17 protein-coding genes and 1 pseudogene are annotated in these 18645 nt (G+C 59.4%); 7 read left to right on the top strand and 11 right to left on the bottom strand.

Annotated elements, in window-relative coordinates; genetic code table 11:
* Nucleotides 1-17 precede the first annotated feature (17 nt).
* Nucleotides 18-140, top strand: a pseudogene (locus ACR809_RS08975) (hypothetical protein); the annotation flags it as partial.
* On the opposite strand, the gene ACR809_RS08970 reads toward ACR809_RS08975, so the two are convergent.
* Both ACR809_RS08970 and ACR809_RS08965 read right to left on the bottom strand, forming a co-directional pair.
* Entirely contained in the window at nucleotides 137-2047 is a 1911-nt protein-coding gene (locus ACR809_RS08970; protein ID WP_122051195.1) for a putative bifunctional diguanylate cyclase/phosphodiesterase, read from the bottom strand. The pseudogene ACR809_RS08975 and the gene ACR809_RS08970 overlap by 4 nt on opposite strands.
* Nucleotides 2048-2057: 10 nt before the next feature.
* Nucleotides 2058-2555 (bottom strand): molybdopterin-dependent oxidoreductase, encoded by a 498-nt coding sequence (locus tag ACR809_RS08965; protein ID WP_016831857.1) that lies wholly within the window; start codon nucleotides 2553-2555, stop codon nucleotides 2058-2060.
* A 307-nt stretch (nucleotides 2556-2862) separates the two neighbouring features.
* Here ACR809_RS08965 and shiA point away from each other — a divergent pair, with 307 nt between their 5' ends.
* On the top strand, nucleotides 2863-4182 hold the full coding sequence (gene shiA, locus ACR809_RS08960; RefSeq protein ID WP_004158843.1) for a shikimate transporter: 1320 nt from the start codon (nucleotides 2863-2865) through the stop codon (nucleotides 4180-4182).
* 46 nt (nucleotides 4183-4228) lie between these two features.
* A complete protein-coding gene (locus ACR809_RS08955) occupies nucleotides 4229-4969 on the top strand; it encodes a lipoyl protein ligase domain-containing protein (protein ID WP_019725474.1) in 741 nt (246 codons plus the stop codon).
* Here ACR809_RS08955 and ACR809_RS08950 read toward each other — a convergent pair.
* On the bottom strand, nucleotides 4929-5885 hold the full coding sequence (locus tag ACR809_RS08950) for a LysR family transcriptional regulator (RefSeq protein WP_002911877.1): 957 nt from the start codon (nucleotides 5883-5885) through the stop codon (nucleotides 4929-4931). The two genes, ACR809_RS08955 and ACR809_RS08950, sit on opposite strands and share 41 nt — an antisense overlap.
* Before the next feature lie 115 nt (nucleotides 5886-6000).
* On the opposite strand from ACR809_RS08950, the gene ACR809_RS08945 reads away from it, so the two are divergent.
* The gene (locus ACR809_RS08945; RefSeq protein WP_102014243.1) at nucleotides 6001-6390 is read left to right on the top strand and encodes a tautomerase family protein; all 390 of its coding nucleotides are present in this window, start codon (nucleotides 6001-6003) and stop codon (nucleotides 6388-6390) included.
* A gap of 21 nt (nucleotides 6391-6411) precedes the next feature.
* On the opposite strand, the gene ACR809_RS08940 is transcribed toward ACR809_RS08945, so the two are convergent.
* Nucleotides 6412-7143 carry an HPP family protein gene (locus ACR809_RS08940; protein WP_002911879.1) on the bottom strand — a complete coding sequence of 244 codons (732 nt, stop codon included), beginning with the start codon at nucleotides 7141-7143 and terminating at the stop codon, nucleotides 6412-6414.
* Between the two features lie 198 nt (nucleotides 7144-7341).
* Between ACR809_RS08940 and ACR809_RS08935 the strand changes: the two genes are divergently transcribed.
* On the top strand, nucleotides 7342-8451 hold the full coding sequence (locus ACR809_RS08935) for an adenosylhomocysteinase (RefSeq protein WP_004184774.1): 1110 nt from the start codon (nucleotides 7342-7344) through the stop codon (nucleotides 8449-8451).
* Between the two features lie 42 nt (nucleotides 8452-8493).
* Here ACR809_RS08935 and cobT read toward each other — a convergent pair whose 3' ends face one another.
* From cobT to dacD, 6 genes are all read right to left on the bottom strand, one after another.
* A complete protein-coding gene (cobT, locus tag ACR809_RS08930; protein ID WP_122051194.1) occupies nucleotides 8494-9561 on the bottom strand; it encodes a nicotinate-nucleotide--dimethylbenzimidazole phosphoribosyltransferase in 1068 nt (355 codons plus the stop codon).
* Nucleotides 9562-9588: 27 nt separating this feature from the next.
* Nucleotides 9589-10329 carry an adenosylcobinamide-GDP ribazoletransferase gene (gene cobS, locus ACR809_RS08925; RefSeq protein WP_004180482.1) on the bottom strand — a complete coding sequence of 247 codons (741 nt, stop codon included), beginning with the start codon at nucleotides 10327-10329 and terminating at the stop codon, nucleotides 9589-9591.
* A 314-nt stretch (nucleotides 10330-10643) separates the two neighbouring features.
* Entirely contained in the window at nucleotides 10644-10967 is a 324-nt protein-coding gene (locus ACR809_RS08920; protein WP_002911883.1) for a DUF496 family protein, read from the bottom strand.
* 167 nt (nucleotides 10968-11134) lie between these two features.
* The gene (locus ACR809_RS08915) at nucleotides 11135-12193 is read right to left on the bottom strand and encodes an FUSC family protein (RefSeq protein ID WP_002911885.1); all 1059 of its coding nucleotides are present in this window, start codon (nucleotides 12191-12193) and stop codon (nucleotides 11135-11137) included.
* A 98-nt stretch (nucleotides 12194-12291) separates the two neighbouring features.
* A complete protein-coding gene (sbmC, locus tag ACR809_RS08910; RefSeq protein ID WP_002911889.1) occupies nucleotides 12292-12765 on the bottom strand; it encodes a DNA gyrase inhibitor SbmC in 474 nt (157 codons plus the stop codon).
* 175 nt (nucleotides 12766-12940) lie between these two features.
* The gene (dacD, locus tag ACR809_RS08905; RefSeq protein WP_004153104.1) at nucleotides 12941-14104 is read right to left on the bottom strand and encodes a serine-type D-Ala-D-Ala carboxypeptidase DacD; all 1164 of its coding nucleotides are present in this window, start codon (nucleotides 14102-14104) and stop codon (nucleotides 12941-12943) included.
* 180 nt (nucleotides 14105-14284) lie between these two features.
* Here dacD and sbcB point away from each other — a divergent pair, with 180 nt between their 5' ends.
* Nucleotides 14285-15709: an exodeoxyribonuclease I gene (gene sbcB, locus ACR809_RS08900; protein ID WP_021313318.1), complete on the top strand. Its 1425-nt coding sequence runs from the start codon at nucleotides 14285-14287 to the stop codon at nucleotides 15707-15709.
* A 223-nt stretch (nucleotides 15710-15932) separates the two neighbouring features.
* On the opposite strand, the gene fusA is transcribed toward sbcB, so the two are convergent.
* Nucleotides 15933-18035, bottom strand: coding sequence for an elongation factor G (gene fusA, locus ACR809_RS08895; protein ID WP_002912106.1), 2103 nt, complete (start codon nucleotides 18033-18035; stop codon nucleotides 15933-15935).
* A gap of 239 nt (nucleotides 18036-18274) precedes the next feature.
* On the opposite strand from fusA, the gene ACR809_RS08890 reads away from it, so the two are divergent.
* Complete coding sequence (locus tag ACR809_RS08890; RefSeq protein ID WP_002912109.1) at nucleotides 18275-18586, top strand: ArsR/SmtB family transcription factor; 312 nt, start codon at nucleotides 18275-18277, stop codon at nucleotides 18584-18586.
* The last annotated feature ends 59 nt before the right edge of the window (nucleotides 18587-18645 follow it).

Genomic DNA, 18645 nt, shown 5'->3' with positions numbered 1-18645 from the left:
ATATTATTTTGTTGTAGAATTTTACGCCTACTACTTTTTATACCTCGCAGGGATTAGCGCTAAGAGAAAATAAAAAAGGCGATTTCAGGATCCTGAAATCGCCCGGGAGAATAAAAATAAACGCGTTAAAAATTTGTTAGCACAGCGGACTCGGTTTGCCGATTAAATATCCCTGAACCAGGTCACATCCCAGCGCCTGCAGCGAAGCCAACTGCTCTTCGGTCTCTACACCTTCCGCCACAATGCGCATATGCAGGCTCTTTCCCATGCTGATAATCAGGCGGACGATATCCAGATCGTCTTTTTGTTCCGGAATATTGATGACAAACGAGCGGTCGATTTTAATTTTATCGAACGGGAAGTAGCTTAAACGGGACAGGGAAGAATAGCCGGTACCAAAGTCATCGATGGAGATCTGAATGCCCTGCTCGCGCAGCTGGCTGAGAATTTCCAGCGAACGGGTGTTCTCATTGAATACGTCCGACTCGGTGATCTCCAGATCAAGACGTCGCGGATCGAGGCCGGTCTGATGCAGCACCTCGATAATGGTGTCGGTCAGCGATGTATTCATCAACTGAATTGGTGAAACGTTGACCGAGACCTTCAGCGGCGTCGCCCAGCTGGCCGCTTCGGCACAGGCGGTTTTCAGCACCCATTCGCCAAGGGCATTAATAAGACCGATTTTCTCTGCCACCGGAATAAAGACCGTCGGCGGCACGGCGCCGCGCACCGGATGGAACCAGCGAACCAGCGCTTCATAGCCGTAGATTTCGCGCGTGACGGTATCGGCGATCGGCTGATAGTAGACTTTGAACTCGTCATGGGCCAGGGCCTGCAGCAGATCGTCTTCAAACGATTTGTTCTCCTGCAGGCGCTGCAGCATCCCCGGCCGGAAGATTTGCACATGGCCGCTACCCTCTTTTTTCGCCTCATACAGCGCGAGGTCGGCGCACTTGTACAGATAATCGGTACGACTTTCACCGTCAGAGATCACGATCCCAATGCAGGCGTCGATATTAATCTGCGCATCGTAGATCTGATAGGGCTGGCTGATCTTCTCCCGGATAACATTGGCCCGCTCAAGGGCCATTTCTTCAGTGAGATCGTAGGAGAGCATCGCAAACTCATCACCGCCAAGGCGATACAGCGTCTCGGAGGTTTTGCGGAAAAAAGAGAGGCGACTGGCCAGATCCTGCAGCAGCTTATCGCCAGCATCATGGCCAAGGGTATCGTTCACATCCTTAAAGCTGTCGAGGTCGAAAAGCATCACCACGGCGCATCCCTTATAGGGACGCACCTGGTTGACGATCTCCTGCAGCCGCTGCCAGAAAGAGAGACGGTTGGGCATACCGGTCAGCGAATCATGGTAGGCGTCGTACTGCAGCCGGCGGTTCTGCACCTGCAGCTTCTCTTTCGAGGCCTGCAGATCGTTGGCCAGCGTTTTCATACGAACATGGGCGCGACGCAGATTATTATTCTGTCGGAGCATCAGCAGACCGAGAGTTATACACATGGCGATCAGCAGAATGGAGATCACCGAGTAGATATAATAGAGATGCTGGATTTTATCATGGGTGATATTAACGATATTGATATCTTGCGTCAGGGTGGCGGCGGCCATTGAGGTCAGCGGACCATCAAGCTCGCTTAACACCGGCAGGATCTGTCTGACCTGCTCCGGCGTCATGGTATCAACTTGTTTATCGAGCAGATGAAGATTACGAATCAGCGTCGCAACCACCGTCTTCCGCTGCTCGCTTTTATTGATAAATTTACCCAGATCGCCCTCCTGCAGAAGCTCGATCTGGCTCATCATGATCTCAAGACGCAGGCGCACCTCATCGTGGTCCGCCCCTTCGGCCCCAATCGCCATTCCCGCCAGACGAGACTCCAGCCGCATATATTCCGACACCATCTGCGACATTGACCACGAGTCCGTATAGCGGGTAAATTTTTGCAACTCACTTTGTCGCTCATGCACCAGATAAGTAATATATCCGGTGACAACAAATAACGACAAAATAATAGCCGTGAGTATTCGATTCAAGATCCAACCCTTATTCTATAATCATCTTTGAAACTTGCCAGGCCGATCGGGAATAATAGATCTGGTTCTGTAATTCAGCACTGCTGTCGTAAGGGTAGACAATAAATAACGGGCCTTTATCACGAATGCGCATATATTGACCGTTCATTTTTAACGCCATAATGACCGGGAATTTATAAAAATCATCAATCGGGATAATGGTGGTGTAGTCGTTCAGCGCCAGCACGCGGGCCGATGTGCCTTTCGCGCCGACTAAATCCATGAGTTTATTAAGGGGAATACCGTCAAAACGAACCTTGCCGGTGTACCAGGGGGTGGTGGTTTCTATCGTCTTCATCCCCAGTTTTTCCAGCATTGCGAGATCAAAAACGGCCTTGTCGCCGACATTCATATTTCCGATTTTTCCGGAAATGGTCAGTACAGGTTTTCCTGTCGGCGCAGGCAGTTTTTCAGCATAAGCAGAAGGCAACATGACAGAACAAAATAAAACTGCAAGAAGTAGACGCATTTTACTCACCATTCCAGAGAGGGAGACACGTTAAGTGTAAACCATTTACGTCGATTCTTAAAAGGTGTCCATCTTTGTTATCCGTTGATTTAATTAAAAGTATAAGCTGGATGGCAAATTGCCAGAATGTTAAGTCCAGGGTGTGATTTCGGCCGCCTTTCCCATCGATTCTTTTTTGCGCCATCTCCCCCGCTTAGCAGGCAAACTACTTTCCTCCACGGCCGCTGCGCGGTAGTCTCAGAGCAGACGCAACGGTAAAAGCGTCTCATTCCAATAACAATGAAGTACGTGACTGACAGGACAGGGTATGGATTCAACAATAAGCGTGCAGCCCGGCGAGGCGCCAGATTCACTACATCGGGCCCGGCGGGCGGCCTGGGGTAGTTTTGCCGGCGCGGTGGTCGACTGGTACGATTTTCTTCTCTATGGCATTACCGCCGCGCTGGTGTTCAACCGCGAATTTTTCCCGCAAATCGGCCCGGCGATGGGAACGCTTGCCGCCTTTGCCACCTTCGGCGTTGGGTTTCTTTTTCGCCCGCTCGGCGGAATTATTTTTGGCCACTTCGGCGATCGCCTCGGGCGGAAACGGATGCTGATGATGACCGTCTGGATGATGGGTATCGCCACTGCCTGCATCGGCCTGCTCCCCTCGTTCAACCAGATCGGCTGGTGGGCGCCGGTGCTGCTGGTGTTCCTGCGAGCGGTTCAGGGATTCGCCGTCGGCGGCGAATGGGGCGGCGCGGCGCTGCTCTCGGTGGAGAATGCCCCGCAGGGGAAAAAAGCCTTTTACAGCAGTGGGGTGCAGGTGGGCTACGGCGTCGGCCTCCTGCTCTCTACCGGGCTGGTATCGCTGATTAGCAGCCTGACCAGCGACCAGCAGTTCCTCAGCTGGGGCTGGCGCTTACCGTTCCTGTTCAGCGTGGTGCTGGTCCTTATTGCGCTGTGGATCCGTAACGGCATGGCGGAATCGCAGGAGTTTGAAGCGCAGCAGAGCCAGGACAACGCGCCGCAGATGAAAAAGCGGCTGCCGGTAGTGGAAGCGCTGCTTCGCCATCCGGGAGCGTTTTTACTGATTATCGCCCTGCGGCTGTGTGAACTGCTGACGATGTATATCGTCACCGCCTTCGCCCTCAACTACTCCACGCAAAACCTCGGCCTGCCGCGCGAGCTGTTTCTCAACATTGGCCTGCTGGTGGGCGGTCTTAGCTGCCTGACTATCCCCTGTTTCGCCTGGCTGGCAGACCGCTTTGGCCGTCGGCGGATCTATATCACCGGGGCGCTGATCGGCACTTTGAGCGGTTTCCCGTTCTTTATGGCGCTGGAGAGTCAGTCCGTTTTCTGGATCCTGTTCTTCGCCCTGATGCTGGCCAATATCGCCCATGATATGGTGGTCTGCGTCCAGCAGCCGATGTTTACCGAGCTGTTCGGCGCTAGCTATCGCTATAGCGGCGCCGGCGTCGGCTACCAGGTGGCGAGCGTGGTCGGCGGCGGCTTTACCCCGTTTATTGCCGCGGCGCTGGTCACCTTCTCCGGCGGATCGTGGCACAGCGTGGCCCTCTATCTGACCGCAGGATGCCTGCTGTCAGCGCTCACCGCGCTGCTGATGAAAAAGCACCCCGTCGACTGACCCACCAGCGGAGGGCGTAACCCGCGCCCTCCGGTAAGGAGAATGCATGTCTCAGTTAACCCTGGCCGACTGCTGGCCTCGCCGTTTTTCCCCCTCCTCGCTGGCGCTGCAGTTTTGCGAGGATCCCACCCAGGCCGAACAGCCGCTGTTTGCCAAAGCCAGCGCCGGCGAGGCCGTCGCCCAGCTCTGGCAGGCGCCGCAGGGATTGGTGGTGCCGGGGAGCTATCGTCAGTTTACGGATCTGCCGACGGTCAGCGCGCATTTTGCCGCGCGCGGCTGGCCGGTATGGCTTCGCCGCTCCGGCGGCGGTCTGGTGCCCCAGGGGCCGGGCATTATCAACCTTAGCCTCGCCTGGCCGGTGCAGCAGCCGCTCGGCGAAGCCGCCGAACCGATCTATCATTCGCTGTGCGCTGTGCTGCAGCGCACCCTCGCGCGCTTCGGCGTTGCCAGCCACCCCCGGGCGGTGAGCGGTTCCTTTTGCGATGGCCGGTATAATCTTGCCTGCGGAGAAGGCGCGGAGGCGCGCAAGATTGTCGGTACCGCCCAGTACTGGCGGCCGCTGGCGGCGGGCGGCGGCCACGTGGTGCTGGCCCATGCGGTGATCCTTATTGACGCCGATCTGAGCGCGGCGCATCAGGCGGCGAACGCCTTCGAAGCGCAGCTCGGCAGCGAGCGGGTCTATTGCACTGACAAGACCGTTACTCTCGCGCAACTGCTTCCCGGCGAGCGCCATCTGCTGCCCCGCTTTAGCGAGGCGCTGGCGCAGGAGCTGGACGCGTCTCGCTGAAGGTCGCTTTCAGATAGCGGCTGAAGGTTTCCACCGCGCGTGACACGCGCGGGGTATAGGGCCGAATGACGTATAGCCGGTCGGCAAACACCTCCACCGGCTGCCACGCCGGCAGCAGCTCCTGCACCAGCCCGCGGCCAATGGCCTCCCGGGCGCTGAAATCCGGCAACAGCGCCACCCCAAGCCCCGCCAGCACCGCATCACGTAGCGACTCGCTGTTATTGGTGGCGAATGGCCCCTGCACGTTGATGGTCACCCGAGCATCGGGCGACTGACGGGAGGCGAACGTCCACTGCGGGCGCTGTGGCCCACGGGGATAGGTCAGGCACTGGTGGTGGCGCAGATCTTCGGGGGTCTCCGGGCGGCCATGGCGGCGAATATAGTCTGCGGACGCGACGGTAAGCGTCGCGGTGTGACACAGCGGCCAGGCGACGTGGGTATCGGGGAGCGCCTCGCGCCGACAGTGGCGGATGGCGAGATCGAACCCTTCGCTGGCCAGAGAGACCAGCCGGTCGGTGACCTCAAGCTGCAGATGCAGCTGGGGATGCTGATGCAAAAAAGGCGCGATTGCCGGGACCAGCTGCTGGCGGGAAAAGGCCACCGGCGCGGTCAGGCGCAGCGTTCCCCGCAGCGGCCCGCCCTCATCGCAGGCGCCGGTGAAAATATCCCGCAGCTGACCAAACGGCTCGTTGAGCTCCGCCACCAGCCGCAGTCCGTCGTCGCTGAGGCTCACGCTGCGGGTGGTGCGATGGACGAGGGTTTTACCGGTCACCCGCTCCAGCTCGCTGATTTTCTGGCTGATAGCCGACTTGCTGATCCCCAGTTTTTCCGCGGCCCGGGTATAGCTTTTTTGTTCTTCCAGCACCGTCAGCCAGTACAGATGGAGCCAGTAACTCTCCGGACGACTCTCGCTCATGTGATTGTTCACCAGTAAAAACAATGTATTCAACTATAGCGGTTTTTGCCGGCGGCGGCATCGGCTAGCATCTTGTTGAGCCCATCATTATTCCCTAACGATAAGGAGCACCTGCATGCCATTACTGACATTTGACCTGATTGAAGGCCGTACGGAACAGGAGGTCAAAACCCTGCTGGATGCCGCCCATCGCGCCGTGCTGCGCGCCTTCGAGGTACCAGAACGCGACCGTTACCAGATTGTTCATGAAAACAAAGCCCACCATATGGTGATTGAAGATACCGGCCTCGGACTGACCCGCTCGCGGGATCTGGTGGTGGTGCGGGTCTATACCAGCCCGCGCAGCGAGGCGCAGAAGCAGCGCTTCTTCGCCATTTTGCAGGAGGAGCTGGCGGAACACTGCGGCCTGAGCGGCGATGATCTGATGGTGTCGATTATCAGTAACCAGAAAGGCGACTGGAGCTTTGGCCGCGGGGTCGCGCAGTATCTTACCGGCGATCTGTAACCCGCAGCCCGCAGTACACCCTTAGCGGCGGGCTGCCGTCGCGATACGCTGCCGCGCCTGCTGCTCGATATTCTCCAGCAACTCCTGGACATCGTCTTCATCAATGTCGAGGAACTGGCCTTCCAGCAGCGCGGCGTGAATATCTTCCCGGGTGACCGAAATACCCAGCGGCACCGCCCTGGATTTGACCTCCTCTGCCGCCAGCGGATGCGGATAACGGCGGCCAACCAGGTTATTAAACACAATAGCCAGCAGCGCCAGCATCAGCGAGTTGAGGAGCACCGGGGTCAGCACAAAGTGATAGCCTTCGCTGTGCACCCCGGCGCCGCCGAGGATCGCCGTCAGGGCCACCGCGCCGCCGGGGGGATGCAGACAGCGCAGAAAATACATCCCGGCGATGGCCAGAGCCGCCGCCAGACCGCAGGCCAGCGCCGCATCGGGGACCAGCATACCCACCGTGACACCGATCAGCGCCGACAGCACGTTGCCGCCGACAATCGACCACGGCTGCGCCAGCGGGCTGCTCGGTACGCCAAACAGGAGTACCGCCGAAGCCCCCATCGGGGCAATAAACCACAGATTGACTTCGCCGAGCAGCCAGTGGCTGAACATGCTGGTCACCGCCAGTCCGGTGCCGGCGCCAATGGATCCCAGCACGATATGCCGGCGGGCCACCGGCAGCGCGTGCGGCTTCAGGCGGCCAAGGAAAATCCGCAGCCGTGAAAATATCCCCGCAGGAATAACACTCAACATCGCTTCATCGCTCAAATCATAGGAATTACTTATATTTTATTTTCTTTTTTTAACCTTAAATTAACAACCCTGTCTTTCGCAGGGGATAGCGCGGGCGGCGATGTCCGACGGCATTGTGCTGTGAATTCTCGCGGGGACTGATAGAATCCCTTTTCGGTCAGGGGGATACCCCTTTTGCGAATTGAAGGTCATAACCCAGTGAATAATAAAATCTCTTTAGCGAAAGAAGTGGCATGGGCCAGCCAGAATATGCCGCGTACCCTGCGTCAGGTCGCCGCGCTGCCCGACCTCAGCGGCGTGCGTCTGGCCTGCTGTATGCACCTCGACATGAAAATGATCCCGCTGGTGCAGGGGATCCTCGACAAGGGCGCTCAGGTCTTTTTAACCACCTGTAACCCCACCACCGTGCAGGACGACGTGGTGGCCTGGCTGGTGGAGCGCGGCGCCGAGGCCTGCGCGTGGCGCAATATGAGCGATGCCGACTGGCAACAGTCATGGGAAAAAGCGATTGCCTGGCAGCCCACTCACCTGTGCGAGATGGGCGCCGATATCACCACCCTGCTCCACCAGCGCGGCGAGTTTGGGAACATCGTGGCGGGTCTGGAAGCCACCGGCTCGGGCGTCAATCGGCTGGGGGATATTCAGCCAGGCTATCCGATCTTTAACTGGGACGATCTGCCGGTCAAAGAGGGGCTGCACAACCGCCATATGGTCGGTCTCACTGCCTGGCACACCTTCTTCCAGACCACTCACCTCACCCTGCATGAGAAAAAAGTGCTGGTGATCGGCTACGGCCTGGTCGGCCAGGGCGTCGCGGCGGCGGCAAAAGCTTTTGGCGGTCAGGTGATGGTGGCGGAGATCGATCCTGCCCGCCGTCTGCAGGCGGCCTACGACGGCTGGCACGTGGTGGACCTCCAGGAGGCTATCGCCTCGGCGGACGTGGTGGCCACAGCGACAGGCGGTAAAAACGTGGTTAATCGCCAGGCGCTGGACCGCGCGAAAGCGGGAGTATTTATCCTTAACGTCGGCCACGTGGCGGAAGAGATCGACGGCGAGTACCTGCGCCAGTACCCCCAGGAAGAGGTGATGCCGTATATCAACGCCTACCGCATGGCCGACAAAACCGTCTATCTGCTGGCCAATGGTTCAATGCTCAATCTGACCGCTGGCTTCGGCGACAGCCTGAACGCCTTTGACGTTACCCTCGCGGTGATGGCCAGCGGCATCCGCCATATTGTCACCGACGGCATGCGCGCCCCGGCGAAGGTTTATCTCCTGCCCCAGGCGGTCTGGCAGCAGGCCCTGTAAACACGGCGCATCGCCCCCATCGCGGGACGATGCGCTTTACCATCAGGATGACGGCGCGCTATCGGGCAACACAATATTGCTCTGCGCCAGCGTTCCCATCTGGTTGTACATCACGCTGGCGGCATCCAGCAGGTGCATCGCCAGCGCGGCGCCGCTGCCCTCTCCCAGGCGCATGTCCATATCGAGATACGGCCGCAGACCCAGCGCGTCGAGGGCGATCTGCGCTCCTTTCTCCGCCGACAGGTGTGAAGGAATAAGATAAGGGTGCGCCGACGGGGCCATGCGGCAGGCGGCCAGGGCAGAGGCATAGGAGAGGAAGCCATCCAGCACCACCGGCAGGCCACAGGAGGCCGCCCCGAGGATCACCCCGGTCATGCCCACCAGATCGTAACCCCCCACCTTCGCCAGGACATCCAGCCCGTCGGCCGGGTTCGGCTGATTATGGGCTATCGCCTGGCGCACCACCGCCACCTTATGGCCCCGCTGCGCCAGCGGCAGATTGGCCCCACAGCCCACCACCGCGTCAGGGTCGCTGCCCGTCAGGACACTGATCGTCGCTGCGGCCGGGGTGGTATTGGCCATTCCCAATTCGCCGACGCCGAAGGCTTTCACCCCGTCGGCAGCGAGCTGGCGGGTGAGCTGCATGCTGGCCAGCAGCACCGTCTCCGCCTGCTGGCGGCTCATCGCCGCCGTCCGGGCGATATTCCCGCTACCGCGGGCCACTTTGAGGTTAATCAGGCCCGGCAGCGGGTCGGCATCGATGCCGACATCCACTACCTGCACCCTGGCCCCGGCCTGCGCCGCCAGCACGCAGACGCCGGTGTTGCCCCGCACCATATTGCCGGCATGAATGGCAGTCACCCCCTGCGGCGAAGGGGTCACGCCTTCATGCCAGACGCCATGGTCGGCGCACATGACCACAATCGCTTTCTCCGCCAGCGCCAGCTGCCCCTGCAAGCCAGGCAGACCGGCCAGCTGCACCGCCAGCGCCTCCAGACGGCCAAGGCTGCCGGGCGGCTTTAACAGGCCATCAATATGCTGCTGAGCGCGCGCCATGGCCGCCACATCGGGCTGCGGAATGGCAGCCAGTAACGCCGAAAGTGTTTCCATTCTGTTCCTCACCGTTGGCGTCAGGCCTTACAGCAGCGCCAGTAAAAAGAGTAATTCGCCCAGCTCAATCGCCGCCCCGAGGGTATCCCCGGTCTGCCCGCCGAGGGTTCGCTTCAGCGCCCATCCCAGACCCCAAATCAGCACCAGGGTGATCAGCGCGGCGCGCAGCCCCTGCAGCCCCAGCAGGGCGGTGGCCAGCGCGATCGCCATCGCCATCGTCACCAGCGTCTGCTGCAGGCTAATTTTGCCGATAAACAGATTGCCCAGCCCCTTTTCCCGCGCATAGCGATGACGATACATCAGCAGCACCGCCATCCCGCGACCGACGGCGCAGGCCGCCGCCAGGGCTGCGATGGGGTGGATATCACGCAGCAGCAGCTCGCCAACCACCAGCACTTTCGCCACCAGCACGAAGATCAGCGCCAGCCCGCCGTGGGTGCCCAGCCGGCTGTCGCGCATGATCTCCAGCATCCGATCGCGGGTGCGGGCGGAGAAAATGCCGTCGCAGGTATCAGCCAGCCCGTCAAGGTGGAATCCGCCGGTGAGCAGCGCCAGCGCCAGCACGCCGAACAGCGCCGCCAGCGGGACGCCGCACCACGGCTGCAGGAGGAGCGCCACCGCGCCGGCGATGGCGCCAAGCAGTAAACCGACCAGCGGAAAGGTGACGATACTGCGCTGGTACTGTTCGATCTCCAGGCCCTGAGATAACCGCGCCGGGACCGGCAGGCGGCTGATAAACGAGAGTGCAGCAAAGAATGACTTAATCACGTGAGGTTGACTCCTGTCGGCGAAAGCAGCGGAAGAGTTCTGTCTCGCCCGGTCAGCACCTGAGTTTGTCTTCTGGCGAATCGATCGTCGGAGAGGTGAGAGGTGTTGAGATATCGCCCTGACGCCGCTGCGTCAGATGCCCGGCCAGGATGAGAGAAACCTTTCCGATATCAATACGTTTTTCGCGGGCCAGTATAGCAAAGTGTCGGTGAGGAGAGGCAGTTGCCGGAACAAAGTTTTCGCAGAAAAAAGCAGGGAAGAGAGGGAAACGCGGAACAGCCCGGCGACGCTTAACGCCGCCGGACCGGCAGGGTTTAGCCTTCGACTTTGGCTTCGCCCATCACTTTCAGTTTTTTCGAGATGTCGCGGCGCTCTTTGGACAGCTCGGCATTTTTGATGATGTAATCATCAACGCGATCTTCGTAATCGCTCTTCATGCTGGCGATGATGCCCTGGATGGCTTCCACGCTCATGCCCGGTTTGATGTAGTCGCTGAGGTTGTCCAGCAGCAGAACGCGCTTCTGGTTATCACGGATCTTTTTCTCAACGTCCTGAATTTCACGCTGCAGTTTGTTCTTACGACGGTACAGACGAACAAACTCCAGTACGTCCTGGAAAGAAGGCTTAGTTGTTTCCATTTTTACACCCCTAATAATTGAGATTCGGATTCGTAAAGCGACTGCGTTATAGGGCTAACATAACTGCTAGCAGCCGCTGATGACAATGTTTTTTCCTTTGCGTTTATCATAACCCTAAACGCTGCTGAATCGAAACAACCCATGTGGTTACCCGGTGCATCTGGTGTTTATTTGCGCAATGCGCGGCAGATCAGATGCGAGAGCAGCTCCAGCTGGCGCGCCAGTTCGATTGAGAGCCAAACATAGCCATGGACCGGGGTTTCCGCCAGGCCGTCATCACCCTGCTCTTTCAGCAGCTGGCGCAGTTCGAGGACGATCTCAGTCAGCTTTTCATTGTTGGCGCGCACAGGCTGAGGGTTCCCTTCGTACAGCGCGTGGGCGATGGACAACAGCGTCTGCTGGGTCATCTGCTGCGTCTCCCGCAGGGTGTGCGCATTGAGCATCACGAAGTGACCCGGACGCGTTGCCCACCAGGCGTTGATCTGCAGCTCCAGCATGCAGACGAGGTTGCGGCTGACGGTCTGGATAGCCTCGAAGATCGCCTTCTGGATGTGCGTCTCTTTGCTGGCGGGGGTGATCAGCCCGCGCATTTTAACCACGTCGTTCAGCGCCTGCTGGAGATGCTTTTCCAGCCGCGGTCGATCCACCAGATTTGGCGAGAAGCCGGCCTGGTAGAGGCGGTTAAAGTTGGTGACATAGCTGGCCATCTGGATGCGCCAGTGGATGAATGCCCGCTGCGGCCAGATGCCGGTAAACAGCATCGCCAGCAGCGAGCCGAAGATCACATCGCCGCTTCGCCACAGCGCGGTATGCATATCGCCGGGCGGCGCCCCGACCACCACCGACAGAGTGATGCCGATCAGCAGCGCCTGATAGGGTTTCTTGCCCAGCGCCAGCCAGCCGCAGAGGAACATCGCCGCCGCGCACCAGAGGACCATCAGCGGCAGAGAGATGAGCTCAAGCTTCAGCGCCACCAGCCCCAGCGCCGAACCGAGGATCGTGCCGCCGATACGCTGAAACGCCCGCGGCACGACGTTACCCCAGAAGGAGATCGGCCCCATCACCACCACCAGAGTGATGAGAGGCCAGGTTCCCTCAGGCACGTTCAGCAGCCGCACCAGCAAAAAGGTGAGCACAAAGGCCAGAGCAATCCGCACACCATGCACCACCCGATAATGGCGATACAAGCGGATCTCAAATGGCTTGAGTGATTTATCAGCGCGCACAACCCTCTCCGGCAAAACGAAAAGGCCAATTGTAACTGCTTTTTCGCCCGGAGCATGCCGGGAATGTAAAAAACCTTGTCCGGAACAGGGGTAAACCGCTACGACGCGACGCGCTCAACGGGAACATACATGTCGATATCCCAGTAGCCGTCGTGGTTGCCGTCGTTAAGATAGACCTCAAAGCAGGGCTGGGGGGCGATGCGATACGCCGTGCTCTGCTGCAGGCTGTCAAAAAACTGCATCCACGGGGTGGCGAAGTCGTAATCCACCACCCGCGCGCGGGCGCAGGCGTAATCCCCGCCGGCAATCGCCGCCAGGATCACCCCTTCGCTGTTGGCGGGAATGACATAATCCTCATCCACGGTGACCGCCGTCGCGCAGCGCAGTTTTTCCGCCGGCACTTCCTCCGGGTTATCGTAGTAGACGGCCACCCATTCGCGGGCGGGCACCTGGTGGTTCTCAACCCACATCATCAGTTGCTCAAACCCCTGCTTGACGGTGTGATCCCAGGGCCCGACCAGATGGAAACCGGCGATGGTTTTCTTGCCGAGGGTGGTGATGCTGTAGTTCATCTTGCCTCCTTTGGAGATAAACTGCTGTATGAATATACAGTTAATTTAACAGGAGATCCCCCCTCAGTATGTGCGCGAATTCACAGAGTCGCCACCACACTGCTGTAAAAACAGGCGCCCCGCCAGCACGAGCGACAGACGAAAAAAACCGCCTGCAAAGAGGCGGTTGGCGTGGTTACAGCTCGTGATGCAGGTAATCGCTCATTCGCGAGAACACTCCGCCTTTATTGATGCTTTCGAGGGTGACCAGCGGATAGTGCCCCACCACCTTGTCGCCGTCATACAGTGAAATCTCGCCAACCCGCTGATTGGCGGCGATCGGCGCCTCAAGATCCTTCTTATCCAGCACATATTTCGCTTTAATGCGCGACACTTCCGCCTTCGGCAGGGCTAACCAGAAATCCTGATCGGTGCCGAGCTTAATCTGCTCTTTATCGCCGTACCAGATACGCTCGGTGCCGACCTTCTGCCCCTTCTGCAGCACCTGCACGGTGTCGAAGTTCTGCTGCCCCCAGTGCAGCAGTTTAGCGGCCTGCTGCTCGCGGCCTTTCGGACTGTCCGCCCCCATCACCACGGCGATCAGCCGGCGCTGGCCATCCACCGCCGAGGCGATCAGGTTGAACCCGGCGCCCGAGGTGTGGCCGGTTTTCAGGCCATCGACGTTCATGGTTTTATCCCACAGCAGACCGTTACGGTTTTGCTGGGTGATCCCGTTCCACGTCAGGCTTTTCTGGCTGTACATGTGGTAGACGTCTGGTTCGCCATGAATAATCGCCCGCGAGAGCACCGCGAGGTCATAGGCCGAACTGTGCTGGCCCGGGGCGTCGAGGCCGTGGACGGTTTCGAAATGGGTGTCCCGCAGGTGCAGTTTTTCGACATACTGATTCATCAGGGCGACAAACTGCGGCTGGCCGCCGGCGACATAGTCGGCCAGCGCGACGCAGGCGTCGTTACCGGAGTCGACAATCAGCCCACGGCTGAGGTCGCGAACGCTGACGCGATCCCCTGGCTTTAAGAACATCAGCGATGATCCGTCGAACACCGGGTTGCCCTTCGCCCAAGCGTCTTTACCCACGGTGACGATATCATCAAAGGTGATACGATGGCTGTCGATGGCGCGATCGACCACGTAGCCGGTCATCAGTTTGGTCAGACTGGCAGGATTACGCTGCTGATGCTCGTTACCCGCGGTCAGAACCTGACCGGTGGTGTAATCCATCAGCACCCAGGAGCCAGCCTGAATGGAAGGCGGCGCGACCGTAGCAGGTAAGTCGACGGCAAATGCGCAGGAAACGCTCGAAGCGAGCAAAGATACAGCAATAAACAAACGGCCTTTCAACGGCATATCCTCTAGATTTACAGATCCGCCGTCCTTTTTACGGAACTTCGCGTTTCATATCAGGGTTTAATTGCAAGAAAATATGACACAGCAGAGGAAGTTGCTTGCCGCGACCCTTCTGATGACCGGGCAAATCGTTTACCATACCGGTCGCACGCCACCACGGATAATGAACAGACTATGCAAGATAGCGTCAACCAGCCCGGATTTTTATTCCACGATTATGAAACCTTCGGCACCAGCCCTTCCCTCGACCGGCCGGCGCAGTTCGCCGCCATCCGCACCGACGCGGAGCTGAATGTGCTCGGCGAGCCCGAAGTGTTTTACTGCAAACCCGCTGACGATTACCTGCCGCAGCCGCAGGCGGTGATGATCACCGGGATCACGCCGCAGGAAGCGCTGGCCAAAGGGGATAATGAGGCCGCGTTTGCCCGCCGCATCCACGATCTGTTCACGGTGCCGCAAACCTGTATCGTCGGCTATAACAACGTGCGCTTTGATGACGAAGTGACGCGGAATATCTTCTATCGCAACTTCTATGACCCTTATGCCTGGAGCTGGCAGCACGATAACTCGCGCTGGGATCTGCTCGACGTGATGCGCGCCTGCTATGCCCTGCGCCCGGAAGGGATCGCCTGGCCGGAGAATGACGAAGGGTTGCCGAGCTTCCGGCTTGAACATCTGACCGTCGCCAACGGTATTGAACACCAGAACGCCCATGACGCGATGGCCGACGTATACGCCACCATCGCCATGGCGAAGCTGGTGAAAACCCGGCAGCCGCGGCTGTTTGATTATCTCTACAGCCACCGCAATAAGCGCAAGCTGGCGACGCTTATCGACGTGCCGCAGATGAAGCCGCTGGTGCATGTCTCCGGCATGTTTGGCGCCGCGCGCGGCAACACCAGCCTGGTGGCGCCCCTGGCCTGGCATCCGGAAAACCGCAATGCGGTGATTATGGTCGATCTGGCGGGCGATATGGCGCCGCTGCTGGAACTGGATGCCGATGCCCTGCGCGAGCGGCTTTACACCCCGCGCGCCGAGCTTGGCGATCTGCCGGCGGCGCCGATCAAGCTGGTGCATTTAAATAAATGTCCGGTACTGGCCCAGGCCAATACCCTGCGCCCGCAGGATGCCGACCGGCTGGGGATCTCCATTCAGCGCTGTCTGGAGAATGCCCAGCTGCTGCGGGCGAATCCGCAGGTGCGCGAGAAAGTGGTGGCGGTCTATGCCGAAGCCGAGCCGTTCGTGCCGTCCGAAAACGTCGACGCCCAGCTTTACAATGGGTTCTTTAGCGATGCCGACCGCGCGGCGATGAAAATCGTGCTGGAAACCGAACCGCGCAATCTGCCGGCGCTGGATATTACCTTCGCCGATAAGCGTATCGAACGCCTGCTGTTTAACTACCGGGCGCGCAACTTCCCCGGCACGCTCGATGAACATGAGCAGCAGCGCTGGTTAGAGCACCGTCGTCAGGTGTTTACGCCAGAGTTTTTGCAGGCCTATGCCGATGAGCTGCAGATGCTGTATCAGCAGTATGCGGATGATAAAGAGAAGCTGGCGCAGTTGAAGGCGCTGTGGCAATACGCACAGGATATTGTCTGATTGGCTGAAATTCCCGGGTTGCGGCTAACGCCTTACCCGGGCTACAAACGATGACCAGAGAGGACGCCTGACCGTAGGCCCGCGCAAGCGCAGCCCCGCCGGGCATTGCGTCCCCAGTTCACGCTTACCTTTTTGCCCGGTGGCGGCTTCGCCTTACCGGGCCTGGGCGCTGGTACCAGAGTAGCCCGGGTAAGACGCCTCGCGTCGCACCCGGGAACGTTGCTTAGCTTTTCGCGCGGCTGGCGATGATTTCATCCGCCACATTACGCGGCGCTTCCGCGTAATGGTGGAACTCCATGCTGTAGGTTGCCCGTCCCTGCGACATCGAGCGCAGCGTGGTGGAATAACCAAACATCTCCGCCAGCGGCACGTCGGCGCGGATGATCTGGCTGCCGAAGCGCTCTTCCATCCCCTGCACCATCCCGCGACGGGAAGAGAGATCGCCCATAATATTCCCGGCGTACTCTTCCGGCGTCTCCACCTCGACGTGCATCACCGGCTCAAGGATCACCGGATCCGCTTTGCGCGCGCCCTCCCGGAAGCCAAAGATCGCCGCCATGCGGAACGCCATCTCCGAGGAGTCCACGTCGTGGTACGATCCAAAGGTCAGGGTCGCTTTCACGTCAACCACCGGATAACCCGCCAGCACGCCGGTGCCCATCGCTTCGCGCAGCCCTTTCTCCACGGAAGGGATGTACTCGCGCGGCACCACGCCGCCTTTGGTGGCGTCCTCGAAGACGAAACCGCTGCCCGGCTCCAGCGGCTCCAGGGTCAGCACAACGTGCCCGTACTGCCCTTTGCCGCCGGACTGGCGCACAAATTTGCCTTCCACGTCCGTCACTTTCTTGCGCAGGGTTTCGCGGTAGGTGACCTGCGGACGGCCAATGTTGGCCTCGACGCCAAACTCGCGCTTCATCCGGTCGACAATGATCTCCAGATGCAGCTCACCCATGCCGGAGATAATCGTCTGGCCGGACTCTTCATCGGTATGCAGACGGAACGACGGATCTTCCGCCGCCAGCCGCTGCAGCGCGATGCCCATTTTCTCCTGGTCCGCTTTGGTCTTCGGCTCAATCGCCAGCGAAATCACCGGCTCCGGAAACTCCATCCGTTCGAGGGTAATCACCGCATCCGGATCGCATAACGTATCGCCGGTGGTCACATCCTTCAGACCGACGCAGGCCGCGATATCCCCGGCGTGCAGTTCGTCAACTTCGTGACGGTCGTTGGCCTGCATCAGCACGATACGCCCGATGCGCTCTTTCTTGCCCTTCACCGGGTTCCACACCGCATCGCCTTTCTTCAGCGTCCCGGAGTAGACGCGGATAAAGGTCAACTGGCCGACGTAGGGGTCGGTCATCAGTTTGAACGCCAGCGCCGACAGCGGCTCATCGTCGCTCGGATGGCGTTCCGCCGGCTGGCCTTGCTCATCAACGCCCTGTATCGCCGGAATATCCAGCGGCGACGGCATCAGCTCCACCACCGCATCGAGCATGCGCTGCACGCCTTTGTTTTTAAAGGCGCTCCCGCAGAGCACCGCCTGGATCTCTCCCTTCACCGTGCGCTGGCGCAGACCGGCGACGATCTCCGCCTCGTCCAGCTCACCGGTTTCCAGGTATTTATCCATCAGCTCATCGCTGGCTTCCGCCGCCGCCGAGACCATTTTCTCCCGCCACTGCTGCGCCGTCGCCAACAGATCGTCAGGGACTGGCCCATAGCTAAAGGTCATGCCCTGGGTGGCGTCATCCCACAGGATGGCGCGCATTTTCACCAGGTCGACGACGCCGGTGAAATGCTCTTCAGCGCCAATGGGGATCACAATCGGCACCGGGTTAGCCTTCAGGCGGTCGATCATCATCTGCACCACGCGGAAGAAGTCCGCCCCCGGGCGGTCCATCTTGTTGACGAAGGCCAGCCGCGGAACGTGGTATTTATTCGCCTGGCGCCAGACGGTTTCCGACTGGGGCTGCACCCCACCGACGGAGTCATACACCATCACCGCGCCGTCGAGCACGCGCATGGAACGTTCCACCTCAATGGTGAAATCCACGTGCCCCGGGGTGTCGATGATATTGATCCGGTGCGGCTCGAAGCTGCGGTCCATCCCCGGCCAGAAGCAGCTTACCGCCGCCGAGGTAATGGTGATCCCGCGCTCTTGCTCCTGGGCCATCCAGTCGGTGGTTGCCGCGCCATCGTGTACTTCACCCAGCTTATGGCTCATCCCGGTATAAAACAGGATGCGCTCGGTGGTGGTGGTTTTACCGGCATCGATATGCGCGGAGATACCGATGTTGCGATAACGTTCGAGAGGGATGGGTCGGGGCATGATGCGTCCTTAGTCGTTTTGACGGTCAGTCTGCGGTCGGAATGATCCGCAGTTCATTTAACTGCGTCTATCTTAGTACAACTGTACGAGTATATTCGAACTATTTTTGCTATCATTACGATTGGGCAGGTTGCGGCGGCGCGCGTGGTATCAGAACCGGAGTTTGGGTATAGTAGCCGCCAGCCGCCGATATGGGCTGCGGCTGCGATGCGCCGCGCCACCGCCGACACAGGATTATTATGATCGCCAATCACCCCGAACGAGAACAAATTCGCCTGGAAAATGTCCTTTCCGCGCTCGGAAACCCGCTGCGACTGGAGATCATTCGTACGCTGGCCGACGGCAGCGAGCTGAGCTGCAACGCCCTGCGCCAGGAGGAGGTGGCCAAGTCCACCATGACCCACCACTGGCGCGTCCTGCGCGACAGCGGTGTGATCTGGCAACGGCCTCAGGGACGGGAGAACATGATTTCGCTGCGCCGGGAAGATCTGGACGCCCGTTTTCCCGGCCTGCTGGATACGCTGCTGAAAGTTATGGTGCAGGCAGGATAAGCTCTTCTGCCGGGTGGCGCTTCGCTTACCCGGCCTACATAACCATTAAATTTCAGAAG

The organism is Klebsiella sp. CD33, from assembly GCF_051992865.1.
Classification (GTDB): Bacteria; Pseudomonadota; Gammaproteobacteria; order Enterobacterales; family Enterobacteriaceae; genus Klebsiella; species Klebsiella pneumoniae.
The sequence above is the reverse complement of the archived record's forward strand: the minus strand, read 5'-3'. Positions and strand labels throughout refer to the sequence as shown.